Annotated in this window: 11 protein-coding genes; all 11 read right to left on the bottom strand. The window is 73.5% G+C overall.

From position 1 onward, the window contains the following. Nucleotides 1–25: 25 nt before the first annotated feature. On the bottom strand, nucleotides 26–592 hold the full coding sequence (locus tag OG871_RS24625) for a Uma2 family endonuclease (RefSeq protein WP_371499342.1): 567 nt from the start codon (nucleotides 590–592) through the stop codon (nucleotides 26–28). 94 nt (nucleotides 593–686) lie between these two features. After that, nucleotides 687–1,799 (bottom strand): branched-chain amino acid aminotransferase, encoded by a 1,113-nt coding sequence (locus OG871_RS24620; protein WP_371499340.1) that lies wholly within the window; start codon nucleotides 1,797–1,799, stop codon nucleotides 687–689. Between the two features lie 143 nt (nucleotides 1,800–1,942). After that, complete coding sequence (locus OG871_RS24615; RefSeq protein ID WP_371499338.1) at nucleotides 1,943–2,980, bottom strand: 3-isopropylmalate dehydrogenase; 1,038 nt, start codon at nucleotides 2,978–2,980, stop codon at nucleotides 1,943–1,945. A 142-nt stretch (nucleotides 2,981–3,122) separates the two neighbouring features. Beyond that, entirely contained in the window at nucleotides 3,123–6,413 is a 3,291-nt protein-coding gene (locus OG871_RS24610; protein ID WP_371499336.1) for a S8 family serine peptidase, read from the bottom strand. A 203-nt stretch (nucleotides 6,414–6,616) separates the two neighbouring features. Further along, the gene (locus tag OG871_RS24605; protein WP_371499334.1) at nucleotides 6,617–6,775 is read right to left on the bottom strand and encodes a hypothetical protein; all 159 of its coding nucleotides are present in this window, start codon (nucleotides 6,773–6,775) and stop codon (nucleotides 6,617–6,619) included. Between the two features lie 294 nt (nucleotides 6,776–7,069). Further along, nucleotides 7,070–8,653 carry a phosphoglycerate dehydrogenase gene (gene serA, locus OG871_RS24600; protein ID WP_371499332.1) on the bottom strand — a complete coding sequence of 528 codons (1,584 nt, stop codon included), beginning with the start codon at nucleotides 8,651–8,653 and terminating at the stop codon, nucleotides 7,070–7,072. Between the two features lie 215 nt (nucleotides 8,654–8,868). Further along, nucleotides 8,869–9,867 carry a ketol-acid reductoisomerase gene (gene ilvC / locus OG871_RS24595; protein WP_371499330.1) on the bottom strand — a complete coding sequence of 333 codons (999 nt, stop codon included), beginning with the start codon at nucleotides 9,865–9,867 and terminating at the stop codon, nucleotides 8,869–8,871. A gap of 115 nt (nucleotides 9,868–9,982) precedes the next feature. After that, the gene (gene ilvN, locus OG871_RS24590) at nucleotides 9,983–10,507 is read right to left on the bottom strand and encodes an acetolactate synthase small subunit (RefSeq protein ID WP_371499328.1); all 525 of its coding nucleotides are present in this window, start codon (nucleotides 10,505–10,507) and stop codon (nucleotides 9,983–9,985) included. Nucleotides 10,508–10,543: 36 nt separating this feature from the next. Further along, the gene (locus OG871_RS24585) at nucleotides 10,544–12,394 is read right to left on the bottom strand and encodes an acetolactate synthase large subunit (RefSeq protein ID WP_371499326.1); all 1,851 of its coding nucleotides are present in this window, start codon (nucleotides 12,392–12,394) and stop codon (nucleotides 10,544–10,546) included. A 293-nt stretch (nucleotides 12,395–12,687) separates the two neighbouring features. Continuing rightward, complete coding sequence (locus OG871_RS24580) at nucleotides 12,688–15,633, bottom strand: putative bifunctional diguanylate cyclase/phosphodiesterase (protein WP_371503411.1); 2,946 nt, start codon at nucleotides 15,631–15,633, stop codon at nucleotides 12,688–12,690. A 330-nt stretch (nucleotides 15,634–15,963) separates the two neighbouring features. Further along, nucleotides 15,964–19,029: an AAA family ATPase gene (locus OG871_RS24575; RefSeq protein ID WP_371499324.1), complete on the bottom strand. Its 3,066-nt coding sequence runs from the start codon at nucleotides 19,027–19,029 to the stop codon at nucleotides 15,964–15,966. Between the last annotated feature and the right edge of the window lie 55 nt (nucleotides 19,030–19,084).

The following is a 19,084-nucleotide window of genomic DNA, read 5'->3' as shown; positions in this document are numbered from 1 at the left end:
GGGGCGTCTCGCGATGCGAAACGCCTCAGGTCAGCCGGTCGGTGGAGAGCTCGAACCCGAACGGCTCCGGCAGCGGCAGCGGTTCGCCGACCGGCACGCCGGTGGTGCTGGCGTAGTCACCGCGCGCGGGGTCGCTGTGCAGCACGATCCGGTTCGCCTGTCGGTCGACCAGCAGGTAGAGCGGGATTCCGGCGGCCGCGTAGCCGAGGCGCTTGGCCTCCCGATCCTTGCCCGGTCGGCTGGAGGTGACCTCCATGACCATCAGTACGCCGTCCGGCTTGGACCAGGACTCCCGGCCGAGCATGGCGTCGGCCGCGGTGAAGGTGCCGTCCGGGATGTAGCGGCCGCTCGGGACGATCAGGCCCTTGCCGCCCGCGAAGTCCATGTCCTTCGGGCACTGCCGGAAGACCTGCCGGACGATCCGGCCGATCGCGGTCTCGTGGTCCCCGTCCGCCGGTGGTGTCACGACGATCTCCCCCTCGATGAGCTCGGCCTTGAACCCCTCGGGGGTGTCCAGGGCCAGGAATGCGTCGAGGAGGTATCCGTCCTGGTCGTTCCAGGCCTCGGCGAAGTCATGCGTCAGCGCGCTCACAGCCCCTCCTTCAGGTCCGAACGGCTCAACGAGCGGGGTACCTCGAGGTTACCCAGAACGGGCGTCCCGCCGGGGCGGGACGCCCGGCACCAGGTCAGACGATCTTGTGCAGCCAGCCGTGGGTGTCCGGGGCCTGGCCGCCCTGGATGGCGAGCAGGGACTTGCGGAGCTCCATGGTGACCGGGCCGGGCTCACCCTTGCCCACGGTCCAGTCGGCGCGGGCCGACTTGACCGAGCCGACCGGGGTGATCACGGCGGCGGTGCCGCAGGCGAAGACCTCGGTGAGGGTGCCGTCGGCGTTGGCCTGCTTCCACTCGTCGGTGGAGATCTTCCGCTCCTCGACGGCGTAGCCGAGGTCCGAGGCGAGCTGGAGCAGGGAGTCACGGGTGATCCCGGGCAGCAGGGCGCCGGAGAGCTCCGGGGTGACGATCTTCGCGTCCTTGCCCTCACCGAAGACGAAGTACAGGTTCATCCCGCCCATCTCCTCGATCCACCGGTGCTCGGCGGCGTCGAGCCAGACGACCTGGTCGCAGCCCTTGGCGGCGGCCTGGGCCTGGGCGACCAGGGAGGCGGCGTAGTTGCCCGCGCACTTGGCGGCGCCGGTGCCGCCGGGGGCGGCCCGGACGTACTCCTCGGAGAGCCAGACCGAGACCGGCTTGATGCCGCCGGGGAAGTACGCGCCGGCCGGCGAGGCGATGATCATGAAGAGGTAGGAGTTGGCCGGGCGCACGCCCAGGCCCACCTCGGTGGCGAACATGAACGGCCGCAGGTACAGGCTCTGCTCGGCCTGCGAGGGCACCCAGCCCTGCTCCTGCTGGACCAGCAGCTCGACCGCCTCCACGAAGGTCTCGATCGGCAGCTCGGGCATCGCCAGCCGGCGGGCCGAGGCCTGGAAGCGGGCCGCGTTGGCCTCCGGCCGGAAGGTCGCGATCGAGCCGTCGGCCTGGCGGTAGGCCTTCAGGCCCTCGAAGATCGACTGGCCGTAGTGCAGCGTCATGTTGGCCGGGTCGATCTCCAGCGGCGCGTACGGCGTCAGCTGGGCGTCGTGCCAGCCCAGGCCCTCCGTCCACCGGACGGTCACCATGTGATCGGTGAAGACCCGGCCGAAGCCGGGGTTGGCCAGCCGGGCCTCGCGCTCCGCGTCGGACAGCGGGTGCGCGGAGGGCTTGAGGTCGAACGTGATGGGCGCCTGGGTGGGCGTACTCATGACTGTCTGTCCTTCACCGTGGGGTTGGTCCGGGCCGCCACCCTCGGTGAATCAACGCACGAAGGCACGGCCCACTGTCGATACTCGCATCCAGAGGGCCGTGCCGAACAGCCAGGCGGCTGTCTCGTCGTACTCCCGGCCCGTCAGCCGGATACTCGGGCGGAGAGCGCGTCGCCGACCTCGGAGGTGGAACGGGCGCCGGAGCGCTCCGCCAGGTCGGCCGCGACGGCGGCCTCGACCCGGGCGGCCTCGGCGGTGTAGCCGAGGTGCTCCAGCAGCATGGCGACCGAGAGCACGGTGGCGGTCGGGTCGGCCTTGCCCTGGCCCGCGATGTCCGGGGCCGAGCCGTGGACCGGCTCGAACATGGACGGGAAGTCGCCGGAGGGGTTGATGTTGCCGCTCGCGGCCAGGCCGATGCCGCCGGTGACGGCCGCGGCCAGGTCGGTGATGATGTCGCCGAACAGGTTGTCGGTGACGATCACGTCGAACCGCTCGGGCTGGGTGACGAAGAAGATCGTCGCCGCGTCCACGTGCAGGTAGTCGGTGGTGACCTCGGGGAACTCCCGGCCGACCTGCTCGAAGATCCGGGTCCACAGGTGGCCGGCGTGCACCAGCACGTTGTTCTTGTGGACGAGCGTGAGCTTCCTGCGCGGGCGGCCGGCGGCGCGGCGGTACGCGTCCCGGACCACCCGCTCGATGCCGAAGGCGGTGTTCAGGCTGACCTCGGTGGCCACCTCGTGCTCGGTGCCGGTGCGCAGCGAGCCGCCGTTGCCGACGTACGGGCCCTCGGTGCCCTCGCGGACCACCACGAAGTCGATCTTCGGGTCGCCGGCCAGCGGGGACTTCACACCGGGGAAGAGCGTGCCCGGACGGAGGTTGATGTGGTGGTCGAAGGCGAACCGCAGCTTGAGCAGCAGGCCCCGCTCCAGCACACCGGACGGCACGCTGGGGTCGCCGATGGCGCCGAGCAGGATCGCGTCCCGGCCCTTGAGCTCCGCGAGCACGCCGTCCGGGAGGGTCTCACCGGTGCGGTGGTAGCGGCGGGCGCCGAGGTCGTACTCGGCGGTCTCCAGCTTGACGTCGGAGGGGAGGACGGCGCTGAGCACCTTGAGGCCCTCGGCGACCACTTCCTGGCCGATACCGTCACCGGGGATCACTGCAAGGCGAAGGGTGCGAGACATGCTCGCGACCCTACTCCGGCGTCCCATGGGCTGACATCTCATGTCCGCCATTCGGACATACCCGACAGCTCGGGAGGCCCTGGCCGCGCCCGCGGCGGTCGCCGCGGGCGCGGTCCCGGTCCCGGTCGGCCGGATCCGGGGCTCAGCGCAGGGCGACGACCTCGGCCCGGCGCCCGTCCGGGTTGAGGTGGTGGACCAGGAGCAGCCTGGCCGCTGCCCCGGCCGGATCCCTGCGGACGTCCAGCAGCGTGCCCGGCTGCGCCGGGGCGGCGATCGCGGCCCGTCCGTCGGCCGCGCTGCGGATGTCCAGAGCCGGGTGCAGGACGTCGATCGTCAGGGTGGGCCGCTCGCCGTCCAGACCGATCGAGGAGAGCGCGTCCGCGGCGCTCGGCACCCCGCCGGCGGCGAAGCCCGTCCACAGCCCGTACCTGATCCGGCCGGTCAGGCCGGGCAGGGCCGCGAGCCGGACCGGCAGCACCAGGGCGTCGCTGTCCAGCAGGTCGGTGTCGGTGTCGCCCCAGCGCGCGTTCAGCGGCTGGACGTCCAGCTCGGTGCCGGTGCGGGCGTCCACGGTGCGGGCCACCAGGACGTCGCTGCCGCGCAGCCGGTCGGCCGAGACGACGGCGTCCGTCCTGCCGTCCCCGTCGACGTCCAGCGAGGCCCGGACACCGAACTGGCCGACCGGGGTCGCCGCCGGGCCCCACAGCGCCGCCGCCAGGTACAGCGTGCCGTGCTCCAGCGGCCCCGCGCCGACCGCCGGCGCGTCCGTGGCGGCGCCGGCCGCCCGGAGGTTGGCGGCCCGCTCGGCCGGGGTGCTCACGCACAGCCCGTCGGCCGGGCAGTCCGGCCAGCGCTTCGCCTCACCGCCCAGCTGGAAGGCGCTGACCAGCCCGCCGGCCCCGGACGGCGCCGCCGTGCCGTTGAGCACCAGCAGGGACGAGCCCGGCCGGGCCGCCCTGGCCTGCAGACCGGCGGCCAGCTCGGAGGCCGGGCGCGGGGCCGCGAACAGCGGCACCCGCAGCGCCGGCGCGTCGCCGGAGGCCGGCGTCAGCAGCAGCCGGCCGGACAGCTCGCCCCGGTAGCTGCGGGCCCGCCCGCCCTGGACGGTGTCGATGGTCGGATCGGGTGCCCGGTCGAGCCGGCCGGGGACCCGCAGCGTGACCTTCACCCTGGCCGTGCCGCCGGCCGGGACCTGGATCCGGGCCGGGCTCGGCTCGAAGGCGGCCCCGGGCAGCTCGGTCGCCGGGAGGTACCCGGTGGTGTAGGTCAGCGGGAGGTCGCCGAGGTTGCGGACCTCGACCTCCCGGGTCAGTTCGGTGCGGCGGGCGACCGGGACCGGACCGAAGGACAGGCCCACCGCGCCCTCCACCGCCCCCTCCCCCGCGGCGTACGCCACGGCGGGGGTGCGGACCGCCAGGTCCACCCGGGCACGGCCTGCGCCGGCGCGCTCCGGCCCGTACACCGGCCCGGTCCTGTTGTCGCCGCGCCAGGTGTCGCCGGCGGTGTTCATCAGGGCCGCCTTGACCTCGGCGACCGACCAGCCCGGGTGCGCCGCGCGGACCAGTGCCGCCAGGCCCGCGACGTGCGGGGCGGCCATCGAGGTGCCGTCCTCTCGCATGCCGCCGCCGCCGCTGCCGGCCTTGGCCGACCAGACGGTCTCGCCGGGCGCCGCCAGGTCGGGCTTGACCAGGCCCGGCTGCCCGATCCCGCGCGAGGTGAAGGAGGTCAGGGTGTCCACCCGCTGCGGCTGGTCCTGGGCCACCGCGCCGTGCAGCTGGTTGCCCGGGGTCGCCAGCTGGACCCGGACGGTGCCCTCGGCGACGGCTCTGGTGAGCCGCTCCCCGTCGGCGCGGGCCAGGATCGCGACCGGCACCCGGTCGTCGCCGGCCAGCTCGCCCAGGTTGTCGCCGTCCGCGGCGAACAGGGCGCCGAGCGCCCCGGCGTCGGCCGCGTGGTCGGCGCGGGCCGCCGATCCGCAGGCCCGGTCCGGGTCCTTGGTGTGCCAGGACAGCAGCGCCACCTTGCCCTTGAGCCGCGCGGCGTCGGCGGCGTCGAAGACGGTGCAGCCGTCCGCCTGGTCGACCGGCGCCACCAGGTCGCCGGTGACCTCGGCGGTCGACCACTGCTGGTACTTGGCGCTCCAGTGCGCCGGGACCAGGCCGGCCAGCGCCGGCGGGGCCAGCACCCGGATGCCGTCGGCGTCGCCGTGCCGGTCGACCGAGGCCGCCACCGCGAGCACCCGCGGCGCGATCCCCGGGCTGCCGCCGATGGCGTACACGTCGCCCTCGTTGCCTGCCGCGGCCACCACCACGGTGCCCAGCTCGGCCAGCCGGTCGGCGGCCAGCGCGTCCGCGTCGTCGGGGTTGCCGAAGCTGCTGCCGAGCGAGAGGTTGACCACGTCGAGGCGGTCCGTCAGGTCGCCGTCGCCGTTCGGGTCGGCGGCCACGTCCAGCGCCTGGGCCAGCTGGTCGGTGGAGCCGCTGCAGCCGAACACCCGGATCGCGTACAGCTGCGCCTCGGGCGCGGCACCGGGACCGACCTTGAAGCCGGCCGGGTCCAGCCCCGGCCGGTAGGGGCCGCGGTAGGTCTGCCCGGCGGCGGTGACGCCGTACCCGGCCGCCGTACCGGCCACGTGGGTGCCGTGGCCGTTGAGCGCGCAGTCGATCGGGTTGGCGTCCGGGTGCGGGACGGGCTGGGAGTTCGGCGCGGACGGGTCCGGGTTGTAGTCGTCGCCGACCAGGTCCTTGCCGCCGGCCACCTTGGCGTTCGGGAACAGGCCGGCCGGCGCCGGGGCGGCGCCGTCGACCGCCGTGAAGGCCTGCTCGGTGCCGGGGCCGCCGAAGTCCGCGTGGGTGTAGTCGACACCGGAGTCGATGATGCCGATCCGCACGCCCTTGCCGGTGTTCCCCTCGCCGGCCGCGGGGGACCACAGCTCGGGCGCCCCGGTGAGCGGGACGGAGTAGGAGTTGGCGCGCTCCTTGAGGGCGATCGGGTGCACCGCCCGGACGCCGGGCAGCGCGCCGAGCCTGGGCAGCGCGGCGACGGGAGCCCGGACGGCCAGCCCGGAGAGCACCGTGCCGGTGCGGTAGAGCAGTTGGACGCCCGGGTCGACCCCGCGGACCGAGTCGGCCAGGCCCTGGACGGCCTTGAGCGCCCTGGTCCGCTGCTCGGCCCCGGCCCGGGCCGCGTCCTGGCGGACGGCCTCCGGGCTCCGCCGGGCCCGGCGGGCCTCGTCGGCGGCCCGGCGCCAGGCGGGCGCTGCGGGCTCGGTGTCGAGTTCGAGCAGGAATCCGGCCGTGGGGCCGGCGTGGCCGACCTGCCCGGACGGCTCGGCCGCCGCCGCACCGGCGGGTGCGACGGCGGTCAGCAGGGCGAGGGCGAGTCCGATCCGGACGATCGGTACCGCTCCGCGAGGGGTGGATGGGGTGCGCACAGGTCCGTCTCCCCCGGCAGGGGTGGACTGATCTGCGTGCCGGTCAGCCGCGGTCCGCGCCGTGCGGAGATGGATCACCCTTCCGGAGGACCCAAATTAGGATCATCGAGCCGGAGTCCGCGAGCAGTGTCCCCCGTTGGGGAACGGCTTGCACTCCTGTGGGTGACGGATCGTCAGTCGTTCGGCGCAACAGGCCTGCCGGTTCAGCCGGCGTGGCCGGTGGCGCCGCCGTTGTCCCGGCGGTCCAGGGCGCGCTGCAGGGCGGCCGCGGCGTACGGGTGCGGCTCGCTGCGGCGGCGACGACGCGGGGTGTGGGCGGTGGGAGCGGCGGGGGCGGTGTGACGGTCTGCGACGGGGGGCATACCGGTCTCCTCGGTTCAGGGCGCACTCAGGGTGCAGTGGGGAGGGTCTGGGTACGCCGGCAAGGGTCACCTGCCGAACTGCGTACGGGCGCACACGGGCCACACACCCTGGGCTTGGAGGGGTGGCTCACCGTATGGCTCTTTCACGGTACGACGGCCCGGCGCCGCTGTCTGCATGATTAGTTGGATTTCCTAGTATCTGAGACGGGGTTCACCCGCCCGCCGGTGCCGGGGTGCACGAACGGCCCTCCCGCCGGTGGCGGAAGGGCCGTTCGAAGACGCTGCGGGGCGGTCTCAGCCGAGGTTGACCGCGCGGGCGAAGCGGGCGCCGATGGCCGCCGCGATCTCGGCCAGGACCTCCTGGGAGACCTCGCTGTCGACGGTGATCGAGGCCAGCGCCTCCGAGCCGTCCCGGGCCACCTGCATACCGGCGATGTTGATACCGGCGTCGCCGAGGATCCGGCCGAGGGTGCCGACCACGCCGGGGCGGTCCTCGTACTTGAAGAACGCCATGTGGTCGGTGAGCGCGACGTCGACGTCGAAGGCGTCCACGCCGACGATCTTCTGCTGCTGCTTCGGGCCGGAGAGCGTGCCGGAGATGGCGACCTCGCCGCCGTCGGCCAGCGTGCCGCGCACGGTGATCACGTTGCGGTGCTCGGGGCTCTCGCTGGAGGTCGTCAGACGGACCTCGACGCCACGCTCCTGGGCGAACAGCGGGGCGTTGACGTACGACACCGTCTCGGCCACCACGTCCTCGAACACGCCCTTGAGGGCGGAGAGTTCGAGCACCTTGACGTCGTGCTGGGTGATCTCGCCGCGGACCTCGACATCGAGCCGGACGGCGACCTCGCCGGCCAGCGCGGTGAAGATCCGGCCGAGCTTCTCGGCCAGCGGCAGACCCGGCTTGACGTCCTCGGCGATCACGCCGCCCTGGACGTTGACGGCGTCCGGCACCAGCTCGCCGGCGAGCGCGAGGCGGACCGAGCGGGCGACGGCGATGCCGGCCTTCTCCTGCGCCTCGTCGGTGGAGGCGCCCAGGTGCGGGGTGGCGACCACGTTGTCGAAGCCGAACAGCGGGGAGTCGGTGCACGGCTCCTTGGCGTAGACGTCCAGGCCGGCGCCGGCCACCCGGCCGTCGCGCAGGGCGCTGGCGAGCGCGGCCTCGTCCACGATGCCGCCGCGGGCGGCGTTGACGATCCGCACCGAGGGCTTGACCTTGTGCAGCGCCTCGTCGCCGATCAGGCCGACCGTCTCGGGGGTCTTGGGGAGGTGCACGGTGATGAAGTCCGAGACCTCCAGCAGCTCCTCCAGGGAGAGCAGCTTGACGCCCATCTGGGCCGCGCGGGCGGCCTGGATGTAGGGGTCGTAGGCGACGATCTTCATCCCGAAGGCGGACATCCGCTGGGCGACCAGGACGCCGATACGGCCGAGGCCGACCACGCCGAGGACCTTCTCGCTCAGCTCGACGCCGGTGTACTTGTTGCGCTTCCACTCGCCCTGCTTGAGCGCGGCGTTGGCCGGCGCGATGTTGCGGGCGACGGAGATCAGCAGGCCGCAGGCGAGCTCGGCCGCGGTGACGATGTTGGAGGTCGGGGCGTTCACGACCATCACGCCGGCCTTGGTGGAGGCCGAGACGTCCACGTTGTCGAGGCCCACGCCGGCACGGGCGACGACCTTGAGCTTCTTGGCGGCGGCCAGCGCCTCCGCGTCCACCTTGGTGGCGCTGCGGATCAGGATGGCGTCCACGTCCGCGATCGCGGTCAGCAGCTCGGTGCGGTCCGCGCCGTTGCAGTGCCGGATCTCGAAATCCGGGCCCAGCGCGTCGACGGTGGCAGGGGACAGCTCTTCGGCGATCAGTACTACGGATTTGCTGCTCACGACAGTGTCCTTAACTGTCCGGTTCTCCCCGGCACGTAGGTGGCGTGGCGAACGGGGGGAAGGTGGCATGCCGCGTAGGTAGACGCACGACGCTGTGGGCCTGACGCGCACTCGGAAGTGTATCGACGGGCTGGGTGCCGGGCTGCTCCCGTCCGGCGAAATCACCCGGACGGGAGCAGCCTGGTTGTACAAGGCAGTTGGACCGCCCGAAGGAGTTACGCCTCCGCGTCGACCCAGCTCATCAGCTTGCGGAGCTTCTTGCCGGTGGTCTCGAGCAGGTGCTCGGAGTCCGCGTTCTTGTACTCGTTGTACTTCGGCAGGCCCGCCTTGTACTCGGCGATCCAGGTGTTGGCGAAGGTGCCGTCCTGGATCTCCTCGAGGACCTTCTTCATCTCGGCCTTGGTGTCGGCGGTGATGATGCGCGGGCCGGTGACGTAGTCGCCCCACTCGGCGGTCTCGGAGACCGACCAGCGCATCTTCTCCAGGCCGCCCTCGTACATCAGGTCGACGATCAGCTTGAGCTCGTGCAGGCACTCGAAGTAGGCGATCTCCGGCTGGTAGCCGGCCTCGACCAGGGTCTCGAAACCGGCCTTCACCAGGGCGGCGGTACCGCCGCAGAGAACGGCCTGCTCACCGAACAGGTCGGTCTCGGTCTCCTCGGTGAAGGTGGTCTTGATGACGCCGGCCTTGGTGCCGCCGATGCCCTTGGCGTAGGACAGGGCCAGATCGAACGCCTTGCCGGTGGAGTCCTGCTCGACCGCCACGATGCACGGGACGCCGCGGCCCTCCTCGTACTGGCGGCGGACCAGGTGGCCCGGGCCCTTGGGGGCGACCATGCAGACGTCGACGTTCTCCGGCGGGGTGATGAAGCCGAAGCGGATGTTCAGGCCGTGACCGAAGAAGAGGGCGTCGCCCGCCTTCAGGTTGGGCTCGATCGACTCGGTGTAGACGTCGGCCTGGATCGGGTCCGGCACCAGGATCATGATGACGTCGGCCTCGGCCGCCGCGGTGGACGGGTCGGTCACGCGCAGACCGGCCTCCTCCGCCTTGGCGCGGGACTTCGAGCCCTCCAGGAGGCCGACCCGGACGTCCACGCCCGAGTCACGCAGCGACAGCGCGTGGGCGTGGCCCTGGCTGCCGTAGCCGATGACCGCGACCTTGCGGCCCTGGATGATGGACAGGTCGGCGTCGTCTTCGTAGAACAGCTCGGCCACGGGGGCACATCTCCTTGCGTGGTGGTGGTGCCGGTGCGTACCTACCGTACGTGGACCCGGCGGTGGGGTGGTGCGTTGCTTCACGGGGTGAGACAGCGGGGTTTCGGCGGCCCGGTCAGGCGCTGCGGTCGAGGGCCCGCAGCGAGCGGTCGGTGATCGAACGGGCGCCGCGCCCGATGGCCACCAGGCCGGACTGGACCAGCTCCTTGATGCCGTACGGCTCCAGCATCTTCAGCATCGCCTCCAGCTTGTCCGAGCTTCCGGTGGCCTCGATGGTCACCGCGTCGGGCGAGACGTCGACGGTCTTGGCGCGGAACAGCTGCACGATCTCCACGATCTGCGAGCGACTGTCGGCGTCGGCCCGGACCTTGACCAGGACCAGCTCGCGCTGGACGGCCTGGGTCTGGTCGAGTTCGACGATCTTTATCACGTTGACCAGCTTGTTCAGCTGCTTGGTGACCTGCTCCAGCGGCAGGTCCTCCACGTTGACCACGATGGTCATCCGGGAGATGTCCGGGTGCTCGGTCGGGCCGACGGCCAGCGAGTCGATGTTGAAACCCCGACGGGAGAACAGCGAGGCGATCCGCGCGAGCACGCCGGGCTTGTTCTCGACCAGGACGGAGAGGGTGTGCTTGGACATGATGGTCATGGTCTCTCTATCGGTGAGGTCGGGCCGTCAGTCGAGGTCGTCGCCGAAGTCCGGGCGCACGTCCCGGGCCGCGAGGATCTCGTCGTTGCTGGTGCCCGCGGCGACCATCGGCCAGACCATGGCGTCCTGGTGCACGATGAAGTCGATGACGACGGGGCGGTCGTTGATCTCCATCGCCTGCTTGATCACCGCGTCCAGGTCCTCCGGTCGCTCGCAGCGCAGGCCGACGCAGCCCATCGCCTCGGAGAGCATCACGAAGTCCGGGATCCGGGTGCCCTGGGCCGGCGGCTGCTTGCCGTCGTGCTCCGGGCCGGCGTGCAGCACGGTGTTGGAGTAGCGCTGGTTGTAGAACAGGGTCTGCCACTGCCGGACCATGCCCAGCGAGCCGTTGTTGATGACGGCGACCTTGATCGGGATGTTGTTCAGCGCGCAGGTGACCAGCTCCTGATTGGTCATCTGGAAGCAGCCGTCGCCGTCGATCGCCCAGACCTCGGTGTCCGGCTTGCCGGCCTTGGCGCCCATCGCCGCCGGGACGGCGTAGCCCATGGTGCCCGCGCCGCCGGAGTTCAGCCAGGTGGCCGGCTTCTCGTAGCTGATGAACTGCGAGGCCCACATCTGGTGCTGGCCGACGCCGGCCGCGTAGATGGCGTCCGAGCCGACCAGCTGCCCGATCCGCTCGATCACCTGCTGCGGCGACAGCTCGCCCTCCGGGGCGGCCTCGTAGCCGAGCGGGTAGGTCCGCTTCCACTCGTTGAGCTTGACCCACCAGTCCGTGTAGTCGCCCTTGTGCCCGGCGTCGAACTCGGCCTGGACGGCGACGATCAGATCGGCGATCACCTCGCGGGCGTCACCGACGATCGGCACGTCGGCCGGGCGGTTCTTGCCGATCTCGGCCGGGTCGATGTCGGCGTGCACGACCTTGGCGAAGGGGGCGAAGCTGTCCAGCTTGCCGGTGACCCGGTCGTCGAAGCGGGCCCCGAGGGTGAACAGCAGGTCCGTCTTCTGCAGCGCGGTGACGGCCGGGACGGAGCCGTGCATGCCGGGCATGCCCAGGTGCTGGGGGTGGCTGTCGGGGAAGACGCCGAGCGCCATCAGGGTGGTGACCACCGGGGCGCCGGTCAGCTCGGCCAGGATCCGCAGCTCGGCGCTGGCGTTCGCCTTGAGCACGCCGCCGCCGACGTACAGGACCGGCTTGCGGGCGGCGACCAGCATCTTCGCGGCCTCGCGGATCTGCTTGGCGTGCGGCTTGGTGACCGGACGGTAGCCGGGCAGCGAGGTCTCCACCGGCCAGCGGAAGACGGTGGTCGCCTGCAGCGCGTCCTTGGCGATGTCGACCAGGACCGGGCCGGGACGGCCGGTGCCCGCGATGTGGAACGCCTCGGCGATCACCCGGGGGATCTCGGCCGGGTCGGTGACCAGGAAGTTGTGCTTGGTGATCGGCATCGTGATGCCGCAGATGTCCGCCTCCTGGAAGGCGTCCGTGCCGATCGCCTTGGAGGCCACCTGGCCGGTGATCGCGACGATCGGCACCGAGTCCATGTAGGCGTCGGCGATCGGGGTGACCAGGTTGGTGGCGCCGGGGCCCGAGGTGGCCATGCAGACGCCGACCCGGCCGGTGGCCTGCGCGTAGCCGGTGGCGGCGTGGCCGGCCCCCTGCTCGTGCCGGACCAGGATGTGGCGGACCTTGGTGGAGTCCATCAGCGGGTCGTAGGCGGGGAGGATCGCACCGCCCGGGATACCGAAGACCGTGTCGGCGCCCACGGCCTCGAGAGAGCGGATGAGCGACTGGGCGCCGGTCATGGTCTCGGTGGTCTGGGGACCCGGAGCGTGGGCTGCCGGGGTGTCCCCGCGGCGGGGGGATGCGGCGTGCTCAGTCATCTGCCTGTCTCTTCTCGGGTTCTGCCGGCCCCGGCAGTTGAGGGTCCTGCCGTCCGGGGGCCGATCTCCGGCTCTGCCCCAATCGTCCCGTTTTAGGACGCTCAGGGCCAGGGGTATCGCGGGGGTGGAACAGGTTCAGTGCAACAAAAAACCCCTCGTGCCCAGGGCATGCGAGGGGTGGCGCGTCGGTCTGTCATGAGGCAGGCACAGGAGCCCGCTCAGCCGACGCGCCCGCCAAGTACGAGAATTCGGGTGCGCATGGCACCGACCTTCCTCCCGCGCGGTGCCGAGTGTCAAGCTGGTGGGACGGACGTCTCGCCATGCGGACCCCCGGACGGACCCCCCGCAACACGGCGTTGTGGCAGGTCGAGCGGCCCGTGGTGGTGTGCGGAGCGGCCCGCCACCGGCTCCGGACAGACACCCGAACGGGCCTCCGGTGCCAGGTGCGGGCGGCGGCCGGCGAGCGTCCCGACCGGGCGCGGCAGCGGGTAGACCCGGCGCACCAGGGCGCGCCCCAGCCGGGCCTCGTCCAGCGGCTGGGCGAAGGCCAGCCCCTGGGCCCGCCGGCAGCCCAGTTCCTGCAGGACGGCGACCTGGCGGGCCTGGTCGGCCCCCTCGGCGGCCGTGACCATGCCCAGGTCGCGGCCGAGCCGCAGGGCGTTGCCCGCCAGCGCCCGGGTGAGCGCCGAGTCGGCCAGGTCCTGGACCAGGCTGCGGTCCAGCTTCAGCACGTCGAAGGGCAGCCGCGCCAGGGTGCCGAGCGAGCCGCCGCCCGCCCCGAACCCGGCCACCGCGGTGGCCACGCCGAGCCGCCGCAGCGCGGCCAGCCGGCGCCCGAGCTCGTCGGCACCGTCGTCGGGGCCCGGGCGGGCCAGCTCCAGCATCAGCTGCCCCGGCGGCAGGCCGCTGTCGCGCAGGGCGGCCGCGACGGTCTCGTACATCCCGGGGGCGCACAGGCGCTCGCCGGTCAGCCGGACCGAGACCGGGACGTCGGGGGTGCCCGGCTCGGCTCTGCGCCGGGCGGCGGCCCGGACGGCCTCCTGCAGCATCCAGCGGGCGAACCTGGTCGCGGCGTCGCCCTGCTCGGCGGTGCGCAGGAACTCGGCCGGGGTGAGCAGCAGGCCCTGCGCGGAACGCCACCGCGCCTGCGCCTCGACCACCGCGACCTGCCCGGTGGCGAGGTCGACCACGGGCTGGTGAAGCAGGGTGAACCCGCCCTCCCGCACGGCCAGGCGCAACCGCTCCTCCAGCTCGGTGCGCCGCTCCAGCTCGGCCCGTATGGCCGGGGTGTAGAGCACCACCCGCCCCTTGCCCTCGGACTTGGCGCGGTACATCGCCAGGTCGGCGTTGCGCAGCAGCTCGTCGGAGCCGGCCTTGGGATCGGCACCGGGGGCCTGCTCGCGGGGGGCGAACGCGATGCCGATACTGGCCGCCACCCCCAGCTCGGCCCCGCCGATCCAGTACGGCTCGGAGAGCGCGGAGCGCAGCCGCTCGGCCAGCTCCTGCACCTGGACGGGGGCCAGGCGCCCGCAGATCAGGGCGGCGAACTCGTCACCGCCGAACCGGGCGACGGTGTCCCCGGAGCGGACGGCGCCCTGGAGCCGGCGGGCCGCCTGCACCAGCAGCTCGTCGCCGACCTGGTGTCCGGCGGTGTCGTTGACCGCTTTGAAGCCGTCCAGGTCGAGGAAGAGCACCGCGACCGTGCCGCCCTCGGCGGCCCGGTGCCCGCGGGCGGCCTCACCGTCGCCGGGGGCCAGCGCGGCCCGCACCCGCTGGGCGAACAGCGCCCGGTTGGGCAGGTCGGTGAGCGGGTCGTGGAAGGCGTGGTGCTGGAGCTGGGCCTGCAGCCGGACCCGCTCGGTGACGTCCCGGCTGTTGAGGATCAGCCCGTCCCGGTAGCGGTTGACGGTCGACTCCAGGTGCAGCCACTCGCCGCTGCCGGAGCGGATCCGGCACTCGACCCGGGCGGAGGGCTCGCCGGCGCCCTCGCGGCGGGACGGCACGCGGCCGCGGGCCAGGATCCGGCCGGCCTCGGAGAGCACCCGGTCGACGTCCTCGGGGTGCACCAGGTTGAGCAGGTTCCCGCCGACCAGTTCCTCGGGGTCGCGCCCGTAGACCCGCAGCGCGGCCGGGCTGACGTAGGAGAGCACCCCGTTCGCCCCGGCGATCATGATGACGTCGCTGGAGCCCTGGACCAGCGACCGGAAGTGGGCCTCCTTCTGGGCCAGCTCCTGCGCCAGCGAGAGGTTGTCCAGCAGCATCACCCCCTGCCGGACGATCAGGGCGAGGCCGACGGTGCACGCCGCGGCGAGCACCGCGCGGTCCACGAAGTGGCCCACGACCGCGTTGTAGAGGATGCCCACGGTGCACACGGTGGCCGCCACGTACGGTGTCAGCGCGCTGAAGGTGCTGGCCACCCGGCGGCGCGGGACCCCGCCCGCCGAGGGGTGCTCCCGGCTGGCCTGCCCGGCCGGCTGGGACCAGGGGGCGCGGGCCAGCAGGACGCTGCCGGCGAACCAGCCCGCGTCCAGCAGTTCGCCGGAGCGGTAGGTGCTGCGCAGTTCGGGGGAGGTGAACAGGGCGTCGCAGATCACCGTGACGGCGAGGGCCACCATCGCGGTGTGCACCGCCGCGCGGTTGCCGTCCCGGCTGCGGAACCGCAGCCCGACCACCAGGCTGACCAGCAGGATGTCCAGCACGGGGTAGCCGAGGCCGAGCGCCAGCTTGAGCGGGTCCCCGGCCTCGCCGCTGGCGACCCGGCCGAGCGCCAGGCTCCAGCTGAGGGTGAACAGCGAGCCGCCGACCAGCCAGGCGTCCAGCAGCAGGCAGAGCCAGCCGGCCGCGTTGCGCGGGCGCTGGGCCAGCACCAGCAGGCCGGTGATGGCGAGCGGGGCGAACAGCAGGAAGGCGAAGTCGGCGAGGGAGTCGGCCGGCACCTGGGTGCGCAGCACCACCTCGTACCAGCCCCAGGTGCCGTTGCCGAAGGCCACCATGGCGGAGGAGAGCCCGAACAGCAGCCAGGCCGGGCGGGCCGGGCCGTCGACGGCGCAGCCGTGCGCCATGCAGGAGAGCGCGGCGGCCAGGGCGGCCCCGGCCAGGCCGAAGTCACCCATGAACAGGGCGACCGAGGGCGAGCCCCAGCCGAAGGAGGCGCCGACGGTGTAGCCGAGGCAGAGCAGCAGGAGCAGGGCGCCGGCCCGGCCCGTGGTGCGGGTCCGCAGGACCAGCGAGCGGCGCAGCCGGGCGATCCGGCGGTGCTGCCGGACGGTGGTGCGCGAGGGGGGCCGGGAGGTGGGCAGCACCGCATCGGTGGAGTTCAATCGACGTCTCCCCCTCCGACCCCAGGACCGTGTCGGCCCGGGCCTCGGCTGTGCGGCGCTCCGCGGTGCCGTACCGGTGTTCCCGATCCGGACCCTACACCACTTTCGTCACTCAACGACACGCCCACTCAACTTAGAGTAATGACGCACGGAGGCGGCGTGGTGGGGTACGGGCCCGGGTCGCCCGATCGGCAGGGGCGCACGCCCCCAGGGCGCGCGCCGAGGCCTACGCGCCCTTGTCGGCGGCCGTCAGCTGCCGCCGGACACCAGGTCCACGTCCGGGAACAGCCGCCAACGATGGGCCAGGGCCGCCGCCTCACCGCGCCCGGCGACCTCCAACTTGCCCAGGATGTTGGAGACATGGACACTCGCGGTCTTCGGCGAGATGAACAGCTCCTCGGCGATCTGACGGTTCGTCCGGCCGAGCGCCAGCAGCCGCAGGACGTCCCGCTCGCGCGGGGTCAGCCCGAGTGCCTCGGCCGCCGGCGGCGTCGCGGCCGGGCCGGGTACGGCAGCGCCGGCACCGCCCGCGGCGCGGTCGGCCCGCAGCGGCAGACCGGCCCGTTCGGCGAGCCGTTCGGTCTCCCGCCGCAGGTGCCGGTCGCCGCACCGGCGGGCCAGCCCGTGGGCCTCGGCCAGCAACTCGGCGGCCGCGTCCCGCCGTCCGCCCGCCGCGGCGCACTCGGCGGCCCGCAGCAGCGCGTACGCCGCCGGGTACGGCAGCCCGGTCGGCCGCAGGGCCTCGACCGCGGCCGCCCAGTGCGCGTCGGTGTCGGCGCCGCGGGCCCGGGCCAGTTCGCCCTCCAGGAGCAGGAACCAGCCCAGCTGCAGCGGCACCTGCGGCCGGTGCCCGGCGACGGCGGCGGCGATCCTGGCCAGCGTCTCGGGCCGCCCGGGATCGGCGGCGGGCAGCCCCCGGACGTCCGCCTCGGCCGCGGCGGCCTGGACCAGCAGCGGGAGCAGCAGCGCCTCCTGGCCGTCCGGGAGGTCGCCGTCCAGAACGGCCAGCAGCTCCTGCCGGGCGGTCGCGGGCCGGCCCCGGCGGGCCGCGAGCCGGACGGCCACCCGGGCGGTCGGCAGGTAGTGCTGGGGCTTGTCGTCCCGGCCGGCGGCCCTGGTCTGCGCGAAGGCCGCCTCGGCGGTGGGCAGGTCGTCGGCGAGCAGCGCGAGTTCGGCCCGCAGCCGGGCGAGGAACTCGTGGTGCGAGTCCCGGGACGGGTCCTCGGCCCAGGCGTCGAGCAGCGCGGCCGCTTCGGGCAGCCGGCCGAGCGCGATCAGCGCCTCGGCGAGGTTGCCGGTGAGGATCGCGCCGGTGTTGCCGAGCAGCCCGGTGCTGCCGGCCGCCTCCAGGCCCTCCCGGGCGACCTCGGCCGCCTCCGCGGCCCGGCCCAGCAGGTTGAGCATGCTGGCGAGGTTGTTCAGCCCCCGGCAGAGCAGGTCGGGCACGCCCAGCCGTCGGGCCTGCGCCACCGCGTCGGTGAGCAGGGCCAGCCCCTCGGCGGGGTCGTCGAAGTCGGTGCGCAGGCTGCCCAGGGTCATCAGGGCGTGCAGTTCGACGCTGCTCGCCCCGACCTGCCGGGCGATCCGGGCGGCCCGTTCGGCGATCGCCTGGTGTTCCCGGGTGGGGCGCCGCAGCAGGGCGTGCGCGGCGTCCAGGGCGAGTACCTCGGCCTGCACCGCGGACGGCCCGAGGTCGGCCACCAGGCGGTGCGCGTAGGCGAGTTCGTCCGTTCCGCCGCGCCGGTCGAGGTGCCCGAGCATCCGGGCCCGCTGCATCCGGAACCACGCGGCCCTGGTCGGGTCGGACCGCTCGTCGACCAGCTTGACGCCGCGCTTGGCGAGGCTGAGCCCGCGCTCGCGCTCCCCGCTGCGGCGGGCCGCGACCACGGCCTCGGCCAGCACGTCGACCACCCGCAGCCGGTCGCAGGTGGCGTCGTGGGTGCCGGGGTCGCAGGCGCAGGGCGGATAGGTCTCGGCCCAGTCGTACGGGCGCAGGGTGTTCTCCAGGACGTCCTCGGAGACCTCGTCCCAGAGCTCCAGCGCGCGTTCCAGCATCCGCAGCTGCTCGGCGAATGCGTTGCGGCGGCGGGCGGCCCGGGCCGCTTCCAGGGCGGCCGGCAGGGCGCGGGCCGGATGGTGCGCGTGGTACCAGTAGTTGGCCAGCCGGGCGGGCCGCACCTCGCCGTTGACCAGACCCGGGTCCTGCTCCAGCGCGCCGGCGAACCGGCGGTTGATCCGGTGCCGTTCGCCCGGCAGCAGGTCGTCCGAGACCGCCTCGCGGACCAGCGCGTGCCGGAACCGGTAGCCCTCGCCGTCGGTGTCCGGCCGCAGGATGTTGGCGCCCACGGCGGTGCGCAGCGCCTCGATCAGCGGCTCCTCGCCCTCGTCCAGGACGGCGGCCAGCAGCTCGTGCTCGACACAGGAGCCGCCCTCCGCGGCGAACTTGACCACCTGTTGGGTCTCGTCGGGCAGTGCCTCGACCCGGACCAGCAGGATGTCCCGCAGCGATTCGGTCATCCCGGCCGGACAGCCCTGGCGGTGGGCGGTGGCCAGTTCCTCGACGAAGAACGGGTTGCCCTCGGAGCGGCGGTGGATCCGGTCCACCAGCGCACGGTCCGGCGCCTCGGTGCCGAGGATCCCGGCCAGCTGGGCGGCCACCTCGCCCTGGCCGAAGCGGTCGAGCTCCAGCCGCTGCACGGTGCGCAGCCGGTCGAGTTCGGCCAGGAAGGGGCGCAGCGGGTGGCGGCGGTGCAGGTCGTCGCTGCGGTACGTGGTGACGATCAGGACCCGGGAGCGGTGCAGGGTGCGGATCAGGTAGGCGAGCAGCTCGCGGGTGGAGCGGTCGGACCAGTGCAGGTCCTCCACGGCCAGGACCAGCGTCCGGTCGGCGCCGAGCCGCTCGAAGAGGCGGGCGGTGTGCTCGAACAGCCGGGCCCGGCCGAACTCGTCGTTCGGTTCGCCGTCGGCCTCCCCGAAGTCCGGCAGCAGCCGGGCCAGGTGCCCCTCCATGCCGGCCGCGGCCAGCTCCAACTCCGGCCCCAGCAGGCGGTGCAGGCGGCGAAGCGCGGTCGCCAGCGGGGCGTACGGCAGGCCCTCGGCGCCGATTTCCAGGCAGCCGCCCAGCGTTGTGACCGCCCCGCACGCGGCCGCGCTGTCGAGGAACTCCTCCACCAGCCGGGTCTTGCCGACCCCGGCCTCTCCCCCGATCAGCACGGTCTGCGGTTCACCGCCCTCGGCGCGGCGCAGGGCCGTCGCCAGAAGGTCGGTCTCCGCGCTGCGCCCGACGAAGACCGGGCTGACCGATATCTGCTCCATGCCGGCGAGCATGCCACAGGCCCGTATCGCGGACCGAGGCGTTATCCGGGGGCCG

It is taken from the genome of Kitasatospora sp. NBC_00374 (assembly GCF_041434935.1).
Lineage (GTDB): Bacteria > Actinomycetota > Actinomycetes > Streptomycetales > Streptomycetaceae > Kitasatospora.
The sequence above is the reverse complement of the archived record's forward strand: the minus strand, read 5'-3'. Positions and strand labels throughout refer to the sequence as shown.